The sequence below is a fragment of the Rhizobium sp. NLR22b genome, assembly GCF_019685295.1.
Lineage (GTDB): Bacteria > Pseudomonadota > Alphaproteobacteria > Rhizobiales > Rhizobiaceae > Rhizobium.
Genome location: NZ_JABDWM010000001.1, coordinates 488,268 through 506,066, shown reverse-complemented (window position 1 = coordinate 506,066; position 17,799 = coordinate 488,268). Strand labels below are relative to the sequence as shown.

Sequence of the window (17,799 nt, the reverse complement as noted above, 5' to 3'; positions counted from 1 at the left end):
AAGGAAATAGTACCGCTCGCCGCCGAAAGGCGGCATTTTTGATTTTTCGGACCTGGTTTTGTTAGCCGGAATCCGCGCCTGACAACATTGAACGGGAGACCCGCGATGGCTGAAGCCGCGCCGCTTTACGACACCTATTCTCGTGCCCCGCTGCGGTTCGAGCGAGGCGAGGGCGTATGGCTGATCGCCGAGAGCGGCGAGCGTTATCTCGATTTCGGCGCCGGGGTCGCCGTCACCTCCGTCGGCCACGGCAACCCGCATGTGGTCGCGGCGCTGAAGGAGCAGGCCGACAAGGTCTGGCACCTCTCCAATATCTATGAAATTCCCGGCCAGGAGCGCCTGGCCAAACGCCTGACCGACGCCACCTTCGCCGACAAGGTGTTCTTCACCAATTCGGGCGCCGAGGCGCTCGAATGCGCCATCAAGACGGCGCGCCGCTATCAGTTTTCCAAGGGCCATCCCGAGAGGTTCCATATCATCACCTTCGAAGGCGCTTTCCACGGCCGCACGCTGGCGACGATCGCCGCCGGCGGCCAGGAGAAATATCTCGAAGGTTTCGGCCCCAAGGCGCCGGGTTTCGATCAGGTGCCGTTCGGCGACATCGATGCCGTGCGTGCCGCCATTACCGATGCGACGGCCGCAATCCTGATCGAGCCGGTGCAGGGCGAGGGCGGCGTGCGTCCCGCCACCAGCGAATTCATGAAGGCGCTGCGCCGGATCTGCGACGAAAATGGCCTGCTGCTGATCCTCGACGAGGTGCAGACGGGCGTCGGCCGTACCGGCAAGCTGTTTGCCCATGAATGGTCCGGCATCACGCCTGATATCATGGCCGTCGCCAAGGGCATCGGCGGCGGTTTCCCGCTCGGCGCCTGCCTTGCAACCGCCGAGGCCGCTTCCGGCATGAAGGCCGGCACGCATGGTTCGACCTATGGCGGCAATCCGCTGGCCATGGCGGTCGGCAGCGCCGTGCTCGACGTCATCCTCGCCGATGGCTTCCTTGAGCATGTGCGCGACGTCGCGCTCGTCTTCCGCCAGGGACTGGCCTCGCTCAAGGATCGTTATCCCGATGTGATCGAGGATATCCGAGGCGAAGGGCTTCTTCTCGGCGTCAAGGCTGCGGTTCCCTCGGCCGAATTGCTGCAGGCGATCCGCGCCGCGCATCTGCTCGGCGTGCCGGCCGGCGACAACGTCATCCGCCTTCTTCCGCCGCTGGTGGTCACTGCCGAGGAAGCCCGCGAAGGGCTTGTGCGCCTCGAGCGCGCCGCCGAGAGCATCCGCGCCGCCAAGATCAAGAAGACGGCTTGAAGGGATCGCCGCCTTCGGGCGCACGACAGGTAAGAACATGGCTCCTAAACATTTCCTCGATCTTTCGGCCGTCACATCGGCCGACCTCAGAACCATCATGAACGACGCGCTCGCCCGCAAGCAGGCCTTCAAGGCGGGCAAGGGCGACAAGCCGCTCGCCGGCAAGATGCTGGCGATGATCTTCGAGAAGCCGTCGACGCGCACCCGCGTCTCTTTCGACGTCGGCATGCGCCAGCTCGGCGGCGAAACGCTGTTCCTCTCCGGCACCGAAATGCAGCTCGGCCGCGCCGAGACGATCGGCGACACCGCCAAGGTGCTGTCGCGTTATGTCGATGCGATCATGATCCGCACCACCGAGCACTCGCGCCTGCTGGAGCTTGCCGAACATGCGACCGTGCCTGTCATCAACGCGCTGACGGACGATACCCATCCCTGCCAGATCATGGCCGATATCATGACCTTCGAGGAGCATCGCGGCCCGATCAAGGGCAAGACCATCGCCTGGACCGGCGACGGCAACAATGTGCTGCATTCGCTGGTCGAAGGGGCGGCGCGCTTCGGCTACCGCATGAACATGGCCGTCCCCCTTGGTTCGGAGCCCAAGGATCACTATCTGAACTGGGCCCGCAATGAGGGCGCCGAAATCATGCTCTGCCATGATGCCGACCGTGCGGTCGAAGGCGTCGATTGCGTGGTGACCGATACCTGGGTCTCCATGAATCAGGAACATCGGGCCCGGGGTCACAACGTCTTCCAGCCTTATCAGGTCAATGCGGCCTTGATGGCCAAGGCCGGCAGCGATGCATTGTTCATGCATTGCCTGCCCGCGCATCGCGGTGAGGAAGTGACGGACGAGGTGATCGACGGCCCGCAATCCGTGGTCTTCGATGAAGCGGAAAACCGTCTTCATGCGCAGAAATCGATTCTTGCTTGGTGCCTGGGCGCGATCTGAACCATAATCGGATGTTGCGAGTCATAAGCTTGCGGCCCGACTGCGCGAGCGCCGGACACTTTGGCCGCCGCTCCCGAAACTAGGAGTAAAGCCATGGCAGAAGCTGCAGCCGCCCTCGGCCAGTTCGATTTCGCCGGCGATGATCATGTCGTCCCCTTTCAGGTGGAGGGTCTGGATGTGCGCGGCCGCGCCGTCCAGCTCGGCCCCATGCTCGATGCCATCCTCGAGCGCCATCATTATCCCGCGCCCGTTGCCCGGCTGCTTGCCGAAGTCGTCGTGCTGACGGTGCTGCTCGGCACCTCGCTGAAGTTCGACGGCAAGTTCACCGTGCAGACCAAGGGCGACGGCCCGGTCGATCTGCTCGTCGCCGATTTCTCGACGCCGGAGAACGTGCGCGCCTACGCCCGTTTCGATCGGGCGCTGCTCGACCAGGCGATTGCCTCAGGCGAGACCGAGCCGGAGCAACTGCTCGGCAAGGGCGTGCTCGCCTTCACCATCGATCAGGGCAAGTTCGCCCAGCCCTATCAGGGTATTGTCGCGCTCGACGGCACCTCGCTCGAGGAGATCGCCGGCGTCTATTTCCGCCAGTCGGAGCAGATCCCGACGCGGGTGCGCCTGGCTGCGGCCGAACTCTTCGACCGTGACGATGCCGGCAAGCCGCGCCACCGCTGGCGGGCAGGCGGCCTCGTTGCCCAGTTCCTGCCGGAGGCGCCGGAGCGCATGCGCCAGCCCGATCTCCACGGCGGCGACGGCGATAACGGCGACCGTCCGCATGGCGAGGATGACGCCTGGACCGAAGCCCGCTCGCTGGTCGAGACCATCGATGCCGACGAGTTGACCGATCCGCAGGTCGGCACCGAACGCCTCTTGTTCCGCCTGTTCCACGAGCGCGGCGTGCGCGTCTTCGAGCCCCGCGCCGTCTTCGACCGCTGCAGCTGTTCGCGGGAAAAGATCGGCAACGTGCTGAAGGGTTTCACCGCCGAGGAGATCGAGGCCAGCCAGGAAAACGGCGAGATATCCGTCACCTGCGAATTCTGCTCGACCACCTACCGCTTCCAAGCAGCCGAGCTTCAGCCGGCGGAATAGGCTCAGTTAGCATTGAGAGCTGCCCCTCTCCCCGCTCGCGGGGAGAGGGGACGTGCCCTGCGAGAGGTCGGTGGGGATAGATCGATCGCGGCATGGTCCCTTCGCCCCGTTTACGGGGAGAAGGTGCCGGCAGGCGAATGAGGGGCGGGGTCTCGGCAATCTCTTGAGCGGGAGGAACTTGCCCTCAATTCAGCACGCGCAGCAGCCCCGGCGAGTCAAGCGAGAAGGCGGGGATGTCGACGTCGAACAGCTCGCCTTCATCCGTTTCCATTTGATAGTGGCCGAACATCAGGCCTGAGGGCGTGTCGAGCGGGCAGCCGGAGGAATATTCGTAGGTGTCGCCGGGGCTGAGCCGCGGCTGCTCGCCGACGACGCCGGGGCCGGTCACTTCGTCCACCTGTCCGTTCTGATCGGTGATGTTCCAGTAGCGGTTGATGAGGCGAACGGCGACGCCGGAATTGTTGCTGATGACAATCCGGTAACCCCAGACATAGCGGTCGTCCTCCGGATCGGATTGCTCCTCCAGATAGAACGGTTCGACCACGACTTCGATATCTCTTGTGAGGGCGCGATACATGCCTTGCACCATAGTCAAGATATGTTACCCGTATCTTATAAGAGGCCCGGTCCGTCAAGAAACGGAACGTTGATCAGCGGTCAAATAGTGATGATCATATGGTTTTCGATCATTAAGCCTAATCGTCAGCCTTAATTTTACTTCGCAACGCCGGCGCGGCTGAACTTGTTCCCGCGGATCGGCGGCCGGCTCCACATTGAAATCCGGCCGCTATTCCAGTCGATCAAGCCGATACCTTGGAAAGCGCCTGCGCGAAATCCTCGATCAGGTCGTCCGTGTCCTCGATGCCGGCCGAAAGCCGCACCGTACCCGCAGAAATGCCGAGTTCGGCGCGCGCCTCTTCCGTCAGGTTCTTGTGCGTGGTCGTTGCCGGATGGGTGATCAGGCTTTTGCTGTCGCCGAGATTGTTGGAGATCTTGATGATCTCAAGCGCATTCTGCAATGCGAAGGCCGCCTCCTTGCCGCCCTTCAGCTCGAAGCAGACGAGCGTCGAGCCGCCGGTCATCTGCTTGGCGATGATGTCGGCCTGCGGATGATCCTTGCGGCCGGGATAGATCACCTTGGCGACCTTGCCTTGCTCGGCCAGGAAATCGGCGATCTTCGCCGCATTCTCGGTCTGCTGGCGCACGCGCAGCGGCAGCGTCTCGATACCCTTCAGGAGCGTCCAGGCATTGAACGGCGACATGGCCGGGCCGGTATGGCGGAAATAGTCGTGCAGGTTCTCGTCGATCCATGCCTTGTCGGCGAGCACCACGCCGCCGAGACAGCGGCCCTGGCCGTCAATATGCTTGGTGGCGGAATAGACGACGATATGGGCGCCGAGCTCCAAGGGCTTCTGGAAGAGCGGGGTCGCAAAGACGTTGTCGACGATCAGCTTGGCGCCGACCTGGTTGGCGAGCCTGGCGACGCCTGCAATATCGACCACTTCGAGCGTCGGATTGGTCGGGCTTTCCAGGAAGAACACCTTGGTGTTCGGGCGGATCGCCTTTTCCCAGTTGGCGAGATCTCGGCCGTCGACCAGCGTGCACTCGACGCCGTATTTCGGCGCCAGCGTTTCTACGACCCAGCGGCAGGAGCCGAACAGGGCGCGGGCGGCGACGATATGGTCGCCTGCCTTGACCTGGCAGAGGACGGCGGCAGTGACGGCCGCCATGCCGGAGGCGGTGGCGCGGGCATCTTCGGCGCCTTCCAATGCGCACATGCGCTTTTCGAACATGTCGTTCGTCGGGCTGCCGTAGCGGGCGTAGATGAAGCCGTCCGTTTCGCCCTTGAAGCGGGCTTCGGCCGCTTCCGACGTGTCATAGACGAAACCCTGGGTGAGATAGATTGCTTCCGACGTTTCGCCATATTGCGAACGCAGCGTGCCGCCATGGACGAGTTGGGTTGCCGGGCGCCAGGTCTTGCTCATGCCATCACCTTCACATAACAAAAAAACCGGCCGCAAAAGCAGACCGGTTTCAACCCGGTCTTTTTAGCCACTTGTTTAACGTGGCTGCAAGCCGACCGGCCAAATCACCACGGGATAATTCTGCAATACTGCTGTTGGCGGCTTGCGTCAATTCCCCGAGTTTGGTTTTGTCGGCGGCAAAATGATGGATGGGGCATGATGGCTCGCGAAACTGGAATTCTGGCGGATCGCGCGATTGCGGCGCTGTTCGAAACGGGGCGTCTGAACTCCGAGCGGGAGCTCGACCGCGATCAGATCCAGCCGGCAAGTCTCGACCTGCGCTTGGGAAGCAAGGCGTTTCGTGTGCGTGCCTCCTTCATGCCCGGTCCCTCGCATCTGGTCTCGGACAAGCTCGATCGGCTGAGCCTGCACGTGATCGACCTGTCCCAGGGTGCGGTGCTCGAAACCGGCTGCGTCTATATCGTGCCGCTGATGGAAAGCCTGGCGCTGCCGGCCGACATGTCGGCTTCGGCCAATCCGAAGAGCTCGACCGGCAGGCTCGATATATTCACCCGCGTCATCACCGACTACGCCCAGGAATTCGACAAGATCCCGGCAGGTTATTCCGGCCCGCTCTATCTCGAAATCAGCCCGCGCACCTTCCCGATCGTCGTGCGCCGCGGCTCGCGTCTGTCGCAGATCCGCTTCCGCGTCGGCCAGTCCGTGCTCGGCGAGCCGGAACTTTTGAAGCTGCATGAAAGCGAGACGCTGGTTGCCAGCAAGCAGCCGAACGTGTCGGGCGGCGGCATCGCGCTGTCGATCGATCTCACCGGCGACAAGGACGGCCTGATCGGCTATCGCGGCAAACACCACACCGCCGTCGTCGATGTCGACGAGAAGGATCAGCACGACATCTTCGATTTCTGGGAGCCGCTCTATAGCCGCGGCCGCAACGAGCTGATCCTTGATCCCGACGAATTCTATATCCTTGTCTCGCGTGAGGCCGTGCATGTGCCGCCGGATTATGCCGCCGAAATGACTCCCTTCGATCCGCTGGTCGGCGAATTCCGTGTCCACTATGCCGGCTTCTTCGATCCGGGCTTCGGCCATGCGCCGGCAGGCGGGCGCGGCAGCCGCGCCGTACTCGAAGTGCGCAGCCACGAAGTGCCCTTCATCCTCGAAGACGGCCAGATCGTTGGCCGCCTGGTCTACGAGCACATGCAGGAAAAACCGGCCAGCCTCTACGGCTCCGGCCTCGGCTCCAACTACCAGGCCCAGGGCCTCAAGCTTTCCAAACATTTCCGCATCTGACGCCGGCCTGACGGGCGGCGACTTGACAGCGGCCCCCATCTGTTGGAAATCTCAGCGCATCGCGGGTGTAGCTCAATGGTAGAGCAGCAGCTTCCCAAGCTGAATACGAGGGTTCGATTCCCTTCACCCGCTCCACTTCCCTCAGTGGCGCTGTGAAACTTAGTCCCGGAAAAACCGGATCGGCTTGTATCGCCGGTGCGCGATGATCAGGCTTCGGTCAGGCTGGATGATGTAGGTCTCCTCCACCTGCTGGCCATACTGGTCGATGAAATCATGCGGGAAGCTCGATCCGGGCGGGGATTTGGTGAGCTTGGTGCGCGGCTGGCCGGTATAGGTGATGCTGCCCGGGATGGGCTCCAGCCCCGGGCCGGCGTATGTCGTGGTGTTGCACCCCCCAAGAGCGAGAGTGCCGATGAGGCCGATGATCGCGGATTTCATGTCTATCCCCTCCGAAGCTCCGAACGTTCCAATCTTACTCTGGATTGGCTCCAACTCATTGCGCAAACGCGCGGCGGCTGGTCGTTTTATTGCACGGCGCCTGGAAACATTCTTGTCGAGGCCGGCTGGCGGCCGGACTAGACGGCCCCGCAAAAAGTAAGGATGGCCGCTGCTTGCCTCTACCCGCCTGCCGGTCATCTCCGCGTTCTGAGCGGAGAAGGGGAGGTGCCGCACCCTCTCCGTCCCTCATCGCAGGACACGTTCCCCGCGAGCGGGAGAGGGATAGGATGAGTGGCAGGCGTCAGTTCCACAGGCGTCAGTCTTGCTAGAGGTCGCGGAGCTTCTGCTTAGAATTCCGTCCAATCGCCATCCTGGCTCTTCGGCGTGCTGCCTGCGCCGAAGGCGTTGGCGAGTGTCTGGCCAAGCGCGCGCGCCGGTGAGGCGGCCGGCCGGGCGGTGCCTTCGCCAGCGATGCGGATCGATGTCTTGGCTGCCGTGCGTACCGTGGCTCGCGGTGCAGCGGAGTGCGGTGCTGCAGTCGGTGGTCGGGACGATGTCATCGGTGCTGCTGCGGCAAAGGCGCCGGTGCCGGTCAGACGGAACTGGCCGAGCAGCATGTTGAGCGCCGATGCTTCGCTGGCGAGGCTGTGGCTGGCGGCCGTCGATTGCTCGACCATTGCCGCATTCTGCTGCGTGCCCTGATCCATGGTATTGACGGCGGTATTGATCTCCTGCAGCCCGATCGACTGCTCGCGCGAGGCTTCGGCGATCGCGTGGACGTGCTGGTTGATTTCCTGCACTTCGGTGACGATCACGTCGAGCGCCTTGCCGGTCTCGCCGACCAGCGTGACGCCGGTCTGCACATGCATGCCGGAATTGGTGATCAGCGACTTGATCTCCTTGGCGGCATTGGCCGAGCGCTGGGCGAGCTCGCGCACTTCCTGAGCGACGACGGCAAAACCCTTGCCCGCCTCACCGGCGCGTGCCGCCTCGACGCCTGCATTCAGCGCCAAGAGGTTGGTCTGGAAGGCGATGTCGTCGATGACGCCGATGATGTTGGAAATTTCGCCAGAGGACTTTTCGATCTCATGCATGGCGGAGACGGCCTTGCGGACGATCTCGCCGGATCTTTCGGCGCCGAGGCGCGTGCGGGTGACGAGCTGGCTCGCCTCCTCGGCGCGCTTGGCGGCGTCGCGCACCGTCGTGGTGATCTCTTCCAGCGCCGCGGCGGTTTCTTCGACCGAGGCCGATTGCTGTTCCGTTCGCCGGGAAAGCTCGTCGGCGGAGGAACGAATCTCGTTGGCGCCGGCGCCGATCGCCCGGGCATTGGCCCCGACCGCCTGCATGGTCTCGTTGAGCTTCTCGATCGAGTGGTTGAAATCCTGGCGCAGCGCATCGAGATGGGCGACGAAGGGCTCGCCGATATCAGAGGCGAGATCGCCGGCGGCAAGGCGGCGCAGGCCATCGCCAAGAGCTGCGACGGCGCGTTCGAGTTCGGCTGCCTCGCGGGCTTTCTGGGCCTCGCGTTCGCGGCGCTCGCCGTCGCTGACGCTGCGGTCTGCCTCGGCGCGCGCCTGGATTTGACGACGCTCGATCGCGTTGTCGCGAAAGATCGAAACCGCCTTTGCCATGTGGCCGACTTCGTCGCGGCGATCGAGACCGCTGATATCGCTGTTGGTGTCGCCCTCGGCAAGCCGCGTCATGCGCAGGCTGAGATTCGTCATCGGGCCGGCAATGCCTTTTTGCGCCACGGCGACGGCGAAGCCGATCGCGGTGAGAACAGCGATGCCGATCAGGACGAAACAGAAGGTGATCCGGCCGTTGACGGACGCCGAAAGCGCGCCGCCGCCGTCGTTGAGCAATGCCATCATCGCATCGTTGTTGGCAATCATCTTCGGCGTCAGCGCATCGAGCTTGGCATTGATCAGCGCGACATTCGCGAGCGCACCGGTGCTGTCCCCGGCCCTGCTCTGTTCGATGATCTTGTTCGCCAGAGCTTCGATTTCATCGATGCCGGCCTCGATCTCGTCGATCGCTGCCTTACGGCTCGGGACCAGTGCGAGGGCCTGTTTCATCCGGTCGCGGGCCTGTGGCAGCTTGCTCGGTGTGGCAAGCGCCGTCTGGAAAGCCGGCGTATCGGGTTTCATGTCAGCCAGCAGGGTGACCTGCAGCACCGAGGCCACCACCGATGCGCTGGCGCGCGCGCTCAGCATCGATGCCTGCGCCTCATGATCGATAAAGGCGCTATAGGCGGCGTCGGCCTGGCGGAATTCGGAGATGACATAGGCCAGCCCCGCCATCGTGATAAGCCCGAGCAGCGCCACGACCGATATAATTTTGGTGCGGATTTTCAGATGCTTCAACATGGAAATGTCACCCGATCTGGCCGGGCGCGCCGCGCGTCCGGTGTTTGAAAATTGAATTTGTAAAGAGCGCTGCCTGAGTGTCGCGGCGCCGGAAAGGAAACTGACGCATGCATCATGCAATCGGCTGGCGGGGTCCGTATCGTCGCGACAAATAGAGGCGATATTCTTTAATTCCGCGCTAACGCGCAGGCGCAGGCGCACTCCTAATTTTGAGGGCAGGAGGTGCGCGCTATCGCTCAAGAGAGCCTCATCCGCTCCCCTCACTCCCATGGATATTCCCCGCCGGCCATGACTCTGTTACATCTCGGCGACCCCAACCCCGAAACTGGATCACCATGATTGAATTCCAGCAGGCATCCCCGACTCTCAGGGCTTTTCTGGCGATCGGCCTGTTTCTGGCAGCGCTGTTTTCGAGCTTTGAGGCATTCGCCCAGCAAGCTGCGCCCTCGCTGCCGTTGCTCTTCGATGCCCGCGAGCGTCTCGCCAGGCCGGATCTCTCCTCGCTGGTCCGCCTGCGCTTTCTGACGTCGGTCGATTTCCCGCCGTTTAATTTCACCGATCAGAACGGCAAGCTTTCCGGTTTCAACGTCGATCTCGCCCGCGAAATCTGCAGCGAGTTGGAGATTTCCGACAAGTGCCAGATCCAGGCAATGCCTTTTGCCGATCTCAAGGATGCGCTCGCCGCCTCGCAGGGCGATGCCGTCATTGCCGGCCTTGCGGTCACCCCGGAGCTGCGCCGGCAATTTCTCTTCTCCCGGCCATATCTGATGCTGCCGGCGCGCTTCGTGCGCAATCTTGGCGCCCCGCTCGATGGAAAGACCGCCGCCGCGCTCTCGAACCATCCGGTCGGCGTCGTCAAAGACACGGTGCACGAGGCGATGCTGGCAGCCTTTTTCCCGGCGCTGAAAGCGCAGGCTTTCGACACGAAGGACGCCCTGCTTGCGGCGCTGAAGGAGCGAAAGGTCGATGCCGCCTTCGCCGATGCGCTGCAGCTTTCCTTCTGGGTCTCTTCGGCGGCCTCCGACAAATGCTGCGCGCTGTTCGACGGCCCCTACCTCTCCGAACAATTCCTCGGCGAGGGCATGACGATCATGCTGCGGCAGAAGGACAGTGTGCTGACTTCGGCCATCGACCATGCGCTTGCGACGCTGTCGCGCAACGGCCGTCTTCAGGAAATCTATCTGCGCTATTTTCCTTACGGGCTCTATTGAAACTTGGGCTCAGCCCTTGCGGAAGCGGGCGATCGCGCTGCGCTCGATCGCCGCGCAGGTGAGCTTGTCGAGGCCGAGCCGGTCCCGCAGCAGGCTGAGCAGCCGCAGTTCCTCCGCCTTGACCGAGAGATCGGCGGAGGCCACTTCGACGGCAAGCGCATAGGCCGTGTCGTAGAGTTTTGCCGGCAGGGTGTCTCGTACGGTTTCGAGAACGACATCGAGGCCCTCGGGCCCGGCCAGCAGCGCGGCGCAGTCGCGTGCTATCGGAATGAGCTTGTCGTCATCGAAATCCTTGAAAACCGGCAGGAAGCCGATCAACTGGCCGATCCTTTCCATCTCCCTGTCGTTCATGGTGCTGTCGACGGCCGACGCCATCACCATCACGTAGATCAGCGCATCATGGGCGGAAAGCGGCTTGTTCATCTCTGATTCCTTGTTGATCAGCCCAGATTAGGAACTGGCGGCGGGCATTACAAGAGATCGGCAGCATCTCGCCCCGGCGGTCGGCTTGTCACTTGCGGCGCGGATCGCCGCCGTAAATACCTTTCTGCGCCTGCTTCGCCTTCTCGGCGACGGCTGCAAGCGACGAACCCGCCTCTGCCTCCGCCCAGCCGGTTTCGGCAAGCCATGCACCGAGATCCTGCGTGCCGAGCCGGCAGGCGGCGATCGCTGTTCCCTTCCATTCGGCCGTGTCGAGATCGCAGGTGATGCTGCGGTTGCGCAACAGCTGGCGCAGCGCCGTCTTTGCCAGCATGCCGCAGGGCCATTGCCGGCCTGCCGGCCCGCATATCCTGTCGGCCGGCGTGGGGACGATGCCGGCAAGCTGGAGCCGTCGCTCCCCGAAGGAAAGACTGCCCGCGTTCTCGACCAGCGGCCGCGGCAGCTCCAGCGCCTTTTTGCCGGCGGGACCTGCCGTTTCGCCGCCGACTGGCGCCGCTTGCTGCGCGATGGTGGCTGGTTTGGGCGCCGCGCCATCAGCCGCAGGCGGCGGAGCCGCCGGCTCCGCCGAGCGGGCGATCATTTCGGCGCGTTCGTCGGATATCGTCGCCGGTCCGGCGGTCTCGGGGGCAACATCGGGCGCTGCGACCGCCGTTTCCTCTGCGGCTGCGGTTTCTTCCCCTGCCGTGCCGCCGCGAAGCCTCGCTTCGCCTGCCATCAGCAGGCCGACCACCACCGCCATCCCCGTGATACCTGTAACGACGGCGGCAGGGCGCATGGAATATCTTCCTACTGACTGGCCCAGATGATGCGGGCGATCCAATCGACATCGGCGAGATCGAGCGTGCGGTTGGGATGTTCGGGATTGAGCGACATCAGCTCGATCGACCGCGGGCTTCGGCGCAGCAGCACCTTGGCCATCACCTCGCCCGCGCATGTGCGCACGACGACGCGGTCATTGCGGCGCACCTGCGCCCCGGGCTCGACGATCAGCACATCGCCGTCGCGATAAAGCGGCATCATGCTTTCACCCTGCACCTCAAGCGCATAGACGCCGGATCGCTGCGACGGGTTCGTCGGAAACTCCACCACGTCCCAGCCATGACCGGCCGGAAAGCCGCTATCGTCGAAGAAGCCGCCGGCGCCGGCCTGGGCGAAGCCGAGCAGAGGAATGGCGCTGCCCGGCGGGGGGGCGGCACGCTCGCCGATCCGCTCTCCGGCGGAACTGGCGGCCGGTTGCATGAAGGCGAAAAACTGCTCCATGCTCGCCCCTGTCGCGTCGAGCACCTTGGCGATCGATTCCGTCGACGGCCAGCGCAGCCGCCCATCGGCCGAAAGCCGTTTCGACTTGTTGAACGAGGTGGGGTCGAGCCCGGCGCGGCGCGCAAGACCGGATGGCGTCAGCTCGTGCCGTTCGGCAAGCCTGTCGATCGCCTCCCAGATCTGCTTGTGTGACAGCATATGCGCCCGATTCCGTGCGGCCTGTTAGAGGCCGCGCTTTAGAGCAATTCCAGGAAAAGTGCGAAGCGTTTTCCGTCCGGAATTGCGTAAATCCAAAAAGCTAGAGCGGCTCTGCCTTTCCGTGAAAAGCTGAACCGCTCCAGCGCGCGCCGGGCGTCCGTTCGGACGCACAAAGGACGCTCTGACCCTTCAAATCTACGCTTCGGCCCGAAAATCGATTCCGATTTTCGGGCCGAAGCGTAGCCGGACGGAATAGTAACCGACCGTCCGGCGCCCGTAAAGGTAAAGGAGGAATAAAATCCTGCTGTCGACGGTTTCGGTCGACCCTCAGGCTACCATCGCCATATTGATCTTGCCGAGCTGGATGACCGCCTGTGTGCGGCTGTCGACATCGAGTTTCAGCAGGATTGCCGATACATGCGCCTTGATCGTCGCTTCGGAGACGCCGAGTTCATAGGCGATCTGCTTGTTCAACAGGCCTTCGGCCAGCATGGTCAGCACCCGGCTCTGCTGCGGCGTCAGCGTGTGCAGGCGGCGGATCAGGTCGGCGACGTCAGGATCCTGCTCCTGGCCGTCGAGATAGCTTTCCGGTGTGGCGATATCGCCGGCAAGCACCGTCTGGATGCCGCGGCGAATGTCTTCGATGCCCGAGGATTTGGAAATGAAGCCGGAAGCGCCGAGTTCCAGCGCCCGGCGGATCGTCGTGGCGTCGTCGCTCGCCGAAACGATGATGATCGGCAGGCTGGCGAATTCGGCGCGCAGCGCCATTAGGCCGGAAAAGCCGCTGACGCCGGGCATGGCGAGATCGAGCAGCATCAGGTCGGCGTCTGGATGGGTGCCGGCGGCGGTGCGTGCGGCTGCGAAATCGCCGGCTTCGACGATCGACTGGCGTCCCTCCATGCCGATCACCGCCTGGCGCAGCGCATCGCGAAACAGCGGATGATCGTCCGCAATGATGATGGTCTGTTCCTGCATCGAAAACTCCCTCCCAAGAGTCCGATCATGCCGCATGCGCGCCGTCCCCTCGGCGTTGCATGCAGGCATTCTGAAATGACTATATCAGATCATGTCTTCTGCGGAAGGGGATTGGCTTTTTCGTCAGCCTGGAACTCCTTCACCATCCCCATGAAACTCTTCATCATCCGCTCCATGATGCTGATCGAGCGGTCGATTTCCGCATCGCTCGGCAAAGCCCGCTGGATGAGGCCGCTTTGTTCCAGCTTGGCCACCCGTTCTGAAAGCCGGTCGAGCTCATCCTCATAGGCCGCCCGCTCATCGGCCGCCATACGGCAGACCAGGGCGCCGTCCTTGTCCTGGCAGATCGACATGGCGCCGGTCTGGCGATCGAGCCGGACGAAATGGTCGCCGCTCTTCTCCAACTGGAACCGGCCCGCATCTGCCTCGGCCGCCGCGGCCGCGAGCGGCAGCAGAACAGCGCCAAGTGCGAGAACCAAAATCTTCATCGTCTCATCCTCCGGATTTTGCCTGGGCTGGCCCCGCTTTTTGAGTGCCGGGGCGTGGACATCGCCGCCTCTTTCCGGCAAAGCGCTCATGACCCAAGGATCAGCAATCGCGAGGCCATGATGACCGTGCCACCGACCCTTTACAAGATCGTGACGGAAACGCTTTGGCAGCAAGCCAGACAAAGCGGTGTTTTTCATGGCGCCGGCGTCGATCTCAAGGACGGCTTCATCCATTTCTCCACGGCGGACCAGGTGAAACAGACCGCGTCCCTGCATTTTGCCGGCCAGCCCGGCCTGGTGCTGGTCGCCGTCGATGGCCGCGCTTTCGGTGACAAGCTCCTCTTCGAACCCTCCCGCGGCGGCGATCTCTTCCCGCATCTCTACGCCGATCTGCCGCTGGCGGCCGTGCTCTGGGAGGCGCCGCTGCCGCTCGATGAGAACGGCGTTCATATCTTCCCGGAGCTGCAGCCATGATCGATCCCTTCAAGCGCCTCGCCCGCAAGGGTCTCTTCCTGTTCGACCCGGAAACGGCGCACGGCATGTCGATCGCCGCGCTGAAGTCCGGTCTCGTGCCCGCCTGCCGGATCGCTCCCGATCCGCGCCTGCGCCAGACCGTCGCCGGCCTCATCTTCGAAAACCCGCTCGGCATGGCGGCCGGTTACGACAAGAATGCCGAGGTGCCCGAAGCGCTCTTGAAGCTTGGCTTCGGCTTTACCGAGATCGGCACGGTGACGCCGAAGCCGCAGGGCGGCAATCCGCGTCCGCGCATCTTCCGCCTTGTCGAGGATGAAGCCGTCATCAACCGCCTCGGCTTCAACAATGAAGGCCATGATGCCGCTTTCGAACGCCTCTCGGCACTGACGGGTAGCGGCATGATCGGCGTCAATATCGGCGCCAACAAGGACAGCGATGATCGCATCGCCGATTATGTCGCCGGCATCCGCCGCTTCTATTCCGTCGCGCGTTATTTCACCGCCAATATCTCCTCGCCGAATACGCCCGGGCTGCGCGACCTGCAGGCACGCGAAAGCCTGGCGGCGCTGCTGTCGGCCGTGCTGGCGGCGCGCGACGAAATGGCGCAGAAATCCGGCCGGAAGATCCCGGTCTTCCTGAAGATCGCCCCTGACCTGACCGAGGAAGGCATGGACGATATCGCGGCGGAAGCGCTCGCGCATCCGCTGGACGGACTGATCGTCTCCAACACCACGCTGTCTCGCGACGGTCTCAAGGATCAGCGCCAGGCGAAGGAGGCGGGCGGTCTTTCCGGCGCGCCGCTGTTCGAAAAATCGACGGCGGTGCTTGCCCGAATGCGCAAGCGCGTCGGCCCTGATCTGCCGATCATCGGCGTCGGCGGCGTCTCCTCGGCCGAAACCGCGCTGGAGAAAATCAGGGCGGGCGCCGATCTTGTCCAGCTCTATTCCTGCATGGTCTATGAGGGCCCTGGTCTTCCCGGCGATATCGTCCGCGGTCTTTCGGCGCTGCTCGACCGCGAAAAGGTGGGCTCGATCCGCACATTGCGTGACAGCAGGCTGGATTACTGGGCGGCGCGGAAGGTCTGATCGGCCCGCGGCCTGACCAGCATGGCGAGGAAGAAGCCACGAAACAGCAGGAAGGCGTTCATACCAAGCCACAGGCCGTGATTGCCGAAGAGCGGCACGAAGACGGCGAGCATGACGAGGTAGCCGGCAAAGGACATCAGCATCCGGTTGCGCATGTCGACCGACCAAGTCGCACCGATGAAGACGCCGTCCATCAGGAAGGCGAGCGCCCCCGTCAGTCCGGTAATGGCAGCCCAGGGCAGATAGGTTTCGGCCGCCTGCCGCACCTCCGGCGAGGTGGTCAGTACCGAGATCAGCCAGGGGCCGGCGAGAAAGAAGAAGCCGGAAACGAGAGCCGCCAATCCGAACGACCAGAAGGTGGTGAGCTTCAGCCCGCGCTCGAAGGCCGGCCGATAGCGCGCGCCGACGGCCCGGCCGGTGATCTGCTCGGCGGCGTTGGCAAGCCCGTCGAGATAATAGCCGGACAGCAGGAAGAAATTCATCAGCACGGCATTGGCGGCCAGCGTCACCGCCCCGAAGCCGGTGCCGATCCGCGTCATGATCGTGAAGGCGCCGATCAGCACGAAGGTGCGGATCAAGATGTCGCGGTTGAGGGCGAAAAGCTCCGCCAGCCGATGCCGGGAAAAGATCTCTGCCCAGGCCGGCCGCTCCGCCTTGGCAAAGCCGCGGAGCACGATAAAAAGCCCGGCGAGCGCGCCGGCCGTCTCACCGGCCATGGTTGCCCAGGCGACCCCGGCCACGCCCCAGCCGAGCGACAGGCCGAGATAGATGGAAAGCAGGATATTGATGCCGTTGATCAGTGCCTGCAGCACCAGCCCGACGCTGCCCTGTCCGCGCCCGAGGACGAAGCCGAGGATGGCGTAATTCGCGAGTGCGGCCGGCGCCGCCAGCATGCGGATCGAAAAATAGGTGCCGGTCGTCTCGGCGATCGCTCCTTCCGCGCCCATCAACCGCAATCCCGCCGTCTCGAGCAGCGGCGAAAGAAGGAGCAGCGCCAGCCCGCAGCCGAGGGCTGAAATAAGCGCTCGCCAGAAGACAGCCTGCTGCTCATGCCGGTCGCGCCGGCCATAGGCCTGTGCCGTCAGCCCCGTCGTCGAGGCACGCAGAAAGTTGAAACTGCCGAGGATCAGGTCGAAGAGCATCGCGCCGATCGCCAGCCCCGCCAGCGCTTCCGCGTTACCCATATGGCCAACGACGGCAGTGCTCGTCAGCCCGAGCAGCGGTGTCGTCATGAAGCCGAGTGTCATCGGAACGGCGATCGACAGCACCAGCCGATGCGTCACGTCGAAAGCGAGGGCGTTGTTGCTGCACGTATCCATGACCTGCCTCATATCGAGGCAGAATCGCCTCGGCTGGAAAGCACCATGGCCCAATAGGGGAGGTTCCTGGAAGCCGTATTATGGGCGACGGCGACGCCGAGGCCGTCATAACGACCGAGCATGTTTTCCAGGTGATGCGGCGAATTGATCCAGGCCGTCACCACGGCTTCGACGCTCTGCTGGCCGGACGCGATATTCTCGGCCGCCGGCAGCCGCACGCCGCTCGCCTTGACGCGGGCGCCGAAACTGTCGGTCATGCCCATGAGATGCGCCATCTTGCCGGCGCTCGCCATGCGCTTGGCCTGAAAAAGGGCGGCCGTCTGCGCCGCCGGATCGACCTCAAGCGGTGGCAGGCCGTTCTTGGCTCTCAGCTGGTTGACCAGCGGCAATACGCTCGCCGTCTCATCCTCGCCGTTCGAGGGCGTGTCGGCAATTTTCGGCGTCGTGGTGCAGCCGGCGACCGCGGCGAGTGCAAGTCCGGAAAGGCAGAGCAGGCTGCGCCTGGAAAGATCGATCGATGTCATGTTTACCGGCGATAGCTGAAAAGGCGAAGGATGACGAAGAGCGGGATGACGATCGTTGCCCCGAGGAGGAGATAGTCGCCGACGCGTCCGAGCGCTGCAAAGCCCCGGTGCCAGAGTTCCAGGATGAAGTCGCGGAATCCATAGATGATGTTCCACGGCGTCAGCCCGAACACAGTCATGACGAATCCGACGATCAGCGACACGACGACGAGTTTAATCAATGTGCGGCCGAGCGAATCGCCGAGGAACCTGTTCACCTGATCGGACATGCGCCATCTCCTGTTTGCCCCATGGAATAAGGTCGCGGCGCAACGCCCGCAAGCCCTTTCCGGAATTGGCCGCTTCGCCTCTGAATTAGGACTTGAGTTTTTTTGTGGCCGCCGCCAAATGCCAGCGAAACGA

19 protein-coding genes, 1 tRNA gene, 1 pseudogene and 1 riboswitch are annotated in these 17,799 nt (G+C 63.4%); of the genes and pseudogenes, 9 read left to right on the top strand and 12 right to left on the bottom strand.

What is annotated here, in order from left to right; genetic code table 11:
* The first annotated feature begins 105 nt into the window (after nt 1–105).
* The 3 genes from HJC00_RS02385 (at nt 106) to HJC00_RS02375 (ending at nt 3,343) form a co-directional block, all read left to right on the top strand.
* Complete coding sequence (locus HJC00_RS02385) at nt 106–1,305, top strand: aspartate aminotransferase family protein (protein ID WP_221145885.1); 1,200 nt, start codon at nt 106–108, stop codon at nt 1,303–1,305.
* A 37-nt stretch (nt 1,306–1,342) separates the two neighbouring features.
* Nucleotides 1,343–2,257, top strand: coding sequence for an ornithine carbamoyltransferase (argF, locus tag HJC00_RS02380; RefSeq protein ID WP_210629324.1), 915 nt, complete (start codon nt 1,343–1,345; stop codon nt 2,255–2,257).
* A gap of 93 nt (nt 2,258–2,350) precedes the next feature.
* Nucleotides 2,351–3,343 carry an Hsp33 family molecular chaperone gene (locus tag HJC00_RS02375; protein WP_221102936.1) on the top strand — a complete coding sequence of 331 codons (993 nt, stop codon included), beginning with the start codon at nt 2,351–2,353 and terminating at the stop codon, nt 3,341–3,343.
* Between the two features lie 184 nt (nt 3,344–3,527).
* On the opposite strand, the gene apaG is transcribed toward HJC00_RS02375, so the two are convergent.
* Both apaG and HJC00_RS02365 read right to left on the bottom strand, forming a co-directional pair.
* Nucleotides 3,528–3,920: a Co2+/Mg2+ efflux protein ApaG gene (gene apaG, locus HJC00_RS02370; RefSeq protein WP_009988717.1), complete on the bottom strand. Its 393-nt coding sequence runs from the start codon at nt 3,918–3,920 to the stop codon at nt 3,528–3,530.
* Nucleotides 3,921–4,143: 223 nt separating this feature from the next.
* Nucleotides 4,144–5,328: an O-succinylhomoserine sulfhydrylase gene (locus tag HJC00_RS02365; RefSeq protein ID WP_221158007.1), complete on the bottom strand. Its 1,185-nt coding sequence runs from the start codon at nt 5,326–5,328 to the stop codon at nt 4,144–4,146.
* 42 nt (nt 5,329–5,370) lie between these two features.
* Nucleotides 5,371–5,449: riboswitch (SAM riboswitch) on the bottom strand.
* 74 nt (nt 5,450–5,523) lie between these two features.
* On the opposite strand from HJC00_RS02365, the gene HJC00_RS02360 reads away from it, so the two are divergent.
* Together HJC00_RS02360 and HJC00_RS02355 are read left to right on the top strand one after the other, a co-directional pair.
* Nucleotides 5,524–6,618, top strand: a complete 1,095-nt coding sequence (locus HJC00_RS02360; protein WP_041678538.1) for a 2'-deoxycytidine 5'-triphosphate deaminase — start codon at nt 5,524–5,526, stop codon at nt 6,616–6,618.
* 61 nt (nt 6,619–6,679) lie between these two features.
* Nucleotides 6,680–6,753 (top strand) — tRNA-Gly (locus HJC00_RS02355).
* A gap of 24 nt (nt 6,754–6,777) precedes the next feature.
* Here HJC00_RS02355 and HJC00_RS02350 read toward each other — a convergent pair.
* A complete protein-coding gene (locus HJC00_RS02350) occupies nt 6,778–7,056 on the bottom strand; it encodes a hypothetical protein (protein WP_221163588.1) in 279 nt (92 codons plus the stop codon).
* A gap of 60 nt (nt 7,057–7,116) precedes the next feature.
* Here HJC00_RS02350 and HJC00_RS02345 point away from each other — a divergent pair.
* Nucleotides 7,117–7,197: pseudogene (locus tag HJC00_RS02345) on the top strand (VOC family protein); the annotation flags it as partial.
* Between the two features lie 206 nt (nt 7,198–7,403).
* Here HJC00_RS02345 and HJC00_RS02340 read toward each other — a convergent pair.
* Entirely contained in the window at nt 7,404–9,422 is a 2,019-nt protein-coding gene (locus HJC00_RS02340) for a methyl-accepting chemotaxis protein (RefSeq protein WP_221145889.1), read from the bottom strand.
* 335 nt (nt 9,423–9,757) lie between these two features.
* On the opposite strand from HJC00_RS02340, the gene HJC00_RS02335 reads away from it, so the two are divergent.
* Nucleotides 9,758–10,633, top strand: coding sequence for a transporter substrate-binding domain-containing protein (locus tag HJC00_RS02335; RefSeq protein ID WP_210629319.1), 876 nt, complete (start codon nt 9,758–9,760; stop codon nt 10,631–10,633).
* 9 nt (nt 10,634–10,642) lie between these two features.
* Here the strand turns inward: HJC00_RS02335 and HJC00_RS02330 are convergent, their stop codons facing one another.
* The 5 genes from HJC00_RS02330 to HJC00_RS02310 all read right to left on the bottom strand — a co-directional run bounded on the left by HJC00_RS02330 (nt 10,643) and on the right by HJC00_RS02310 (nt 13,995).
* A complete protein-coding gene (locus HJC00_RS02330) occupies nt 10,643–11,056 on the bottom strand; it encodes a tellurite resistance TerB family protein (RefSeq protein ID WP_210629318.1) in 414 nt (137 codons plus the stop codon).
* Nucleotides 11,057–11,144: 88 nt separating this feature from the next.
* Nucleotides 11,145–11,849, bottom strand: coding sequence for a thermonuclease family protein (locus HJC00_RS02325; protein ID WP_210629317.1), 705 nt, complete (start codon nt 11,847–11,849; stop codon nt 11,145–11,147).
* Nucleotides 11,850–11,860: 11 nt separating this feature from the next.
* Entirely contained in the window at nt 11,861–12,532 is a 672-nt protein-coding gene (locus tag HJC00_RS02320) for a helix-turn-helix transcriptional regulator (protein ID WP_221145892.1), read from the bottom strand.
* Between the two features lie 327 nt (nt 12,533–12,859).
* Entirely contained in the window at nt 12,860–13,507 is a 648-nt protein-coding gene (locus HJC00_RS02315; protein ID WP_210629315.1) for a response regulator transcription factor, read from the bottom strand.
* Nucleotides 13,508–13,596: 89 nt separating this feature from the next.
* Entirely contained in the window at nt 13,597–13,995 is a 399-nt protein-coding gene (locus tag HJC00_RS02310) for a hypothetical protein (RefSeq protein ID WP_210629314.1), read from the bottom strand.
* Nucleotides 13,996–14,115: 120 nt separating this feature from the next.
* Between HJC00_RS02310 and HJC00_RS02305 the strand changes: the two genes are divergently transcribed.
* Entirely contained in the window at nt 14,116–14,469 is a 354-nt protein-coding gene (locus tag HJC00_RS02305; protein ID WP_221145896.1) for a DUF952 domain-containing protein, read from the top strand.
* Complete coding sequence (locus HJC00_RS02300; RefSeq protein ID WP_221163587.1) at nt 14,466–15,554, top strand: quinone-dependent dihydroorotate dehydrogenase; 1,089 nt, start codon at nt 14,466–14,468, stop codon at nt 15,552–15,554. The genes HJC00_RS02305 and HJC00_RS02300 overlap by 4 nt, the downstream gene beginning before the upstream one ends.
* Here HJC00_RS02300 and HJC00_RS02295 read toward each other — a convergent pair.
* Genes HJC00_RS02295 through HJC00_RS02285 form a run of 3 tightly spaced genes read right to left on the bottom strand, consistent with a single transcriptional unit; the run spans nt 15,530 to nt 17,666 of the window.
* The gene (locus HJC00_RS02295) at nt 15,530–16,873 is read right to left on the bottom strand and encodes an MATE family efflux transporter (protein ID WP_210629311.1); all 1,344 of its coding nucleotides are present in this window, start codon (nt 16,871–16,873) and stop codon (nt 15,530–15,532) included. The two genes, HJC00_RS02300 and HJC00_RS02295, sit on opposite strands and share 25 nt — an antisense overlap.
* 8 nt (nt 16,874–16,881) lie before the next feature.
* A complete protein-coding gene (locus tag HJC00_RS02290) occupies nt 16,882–17,397 on the bottom strand; it encodes a CAP domain-containing protein (protein ID WP_210629310.1) in 516 nt (171 codons plus the stop codon).
* 2 nt (nt 17,398–17,399) lie between these two features.
* A complete protein-coding gene (locus HJC00_RS02285) occupies nt 17,400–17,666 on the bottom strand; it encodes a DUF6460 domain-containing protein (RefSeq protein WP_064800579.1) in 267 nt (88 codons plus the stop codon).
* Nucleotides 17,667–17,799: the final 133 nt, after the last annotated feature.

Coding starts and splice junctions, on each gene's coding strand:
- HJC00_RS02385 (WP_221145885.1), top strand. CDS start 106: ATGGCTGAAGCCGCGCCGCTTTACGACACCTATTCTCGTGCCCCGCTG.
- argF (WP_210629324.1), top strand. CDS start 1,343: ATGGCTCCTAAACATTTCCTCGATCTTTCGGCCGTCACATCGGCCGAC.
- HJC00_RS02375 (WP_221102936.1), top strand. CDS start 2,351: ATGGCAGAAGCTGCAGCCGCCCTCGGCCAGTTCGATTTCGCCGGCGAT.
- apaG (WP_009988717.1), bottom strand. CDS start 3,920: ATGTATCGCGCCCTCACAAGAGATATCGAAGTCGTGGTCGAACCGTTC.
- HJC00_RS02365 (WP_221158007.1), bottom strand. CDS start 5,328: ATGAGCAAGACCTGGCGCCCGGCAACCCAACTCGTCCATGGCGGCACG.
- HJC00_RS02360 (WP_041678538.1), top strand. CDS start 5,524: ATGATGGCTCGCGAAACTGGAATTCTGGCGGATCGCGCGATTGCGGCG.
- HJC00_RS02350 (WP_221163588.1), bottom strand. CDS start 7,056: ATGAAATCCGCGATCATCGGCCTCATCGGCACTCTCGCTCTTGGGGGG.
- HJC00_RS02340 (WP_221145889.1), bottom strand. CDS start 9,422: ATGTTGAAGCATCTGAAAATCCGCACCAAAATTATATCGGTCGTGGCG.
- HJC00_RS02335 (WP_210629319.1), top strand. CDS start 9,758: ATGATTGAATTCCAGCAGGCATCCCCGACTCTCAGGGCTTTTCTGGCG.
- HJC00_RS02330 (WP_210629318.1), bottom strand. CDS start 11,056: ATGAACAAGCCGCTTTCCGCCCATGATGCGCTGATCTACGTGATGGTG.
- HJC00_RS02325 (WP_210629317.1), bottom strand. CDS start 11,849: ATGCGCCCTGCCGCCGTCGTTACAGGTATCACGGGGATGGCGGTGGTG.
- HJC00_RS02320 (WP_221145892.1), bottom strand. CDS start 12,532: ATGCTGTCACACAAGCAGATCTGGGAGGCGATCGACAGGCTTGCCGAA.
- HJC00_RS02315 (WP_210629315.1), bottom strand. CDS start 13,507: ATGCAGGAACAGACCATCATCATTGCGGACGATCATCCGCTGTTTCGC.
- HJC00_RS02310 (WP_210629314.1), bottom strand. CDS start 13,995: ATGAAGATTTTGGTTCTCGCACTTGGCGCTGTTCTGCTGCCGCTCGCG.
- HJC00_RS02305 (WP_221145896.1), top strand. CDS start 14,116: ATGACCGTGCCACCGACCCTTTACAAGATCGTGACGGAAACGCTTTGG.
- HJC00_RS02300 (WP_221163587.1), top strand. CDS start 14,466: ATGATCGATCCCTTCAAGCGCCTCGCCCGCAAGGGTCTCTTCCTGTTC.
- HJC00_RS02295 (WP_210629311.1), bottom strand. CDS start 16,873: ATGGATACGTGCAGCAACAACGCCCTCGCTTTCGACGTGACGCATCGG.
- HJC00_RS02290 (WP_210629310.1), bottom strand. CDS start 17,397: ATGACATCGATCGATCTTTCCAGGCGCAGCCTGCTCTGCCTTTCCGGA.
- HJC00_RS02285 (WP_064800579.1), bottom strand. CDS start 17,666: ATGTCCGATCAGGTGAACAGGTTCCTCGGCGATTCGCTCGGCCGCACA.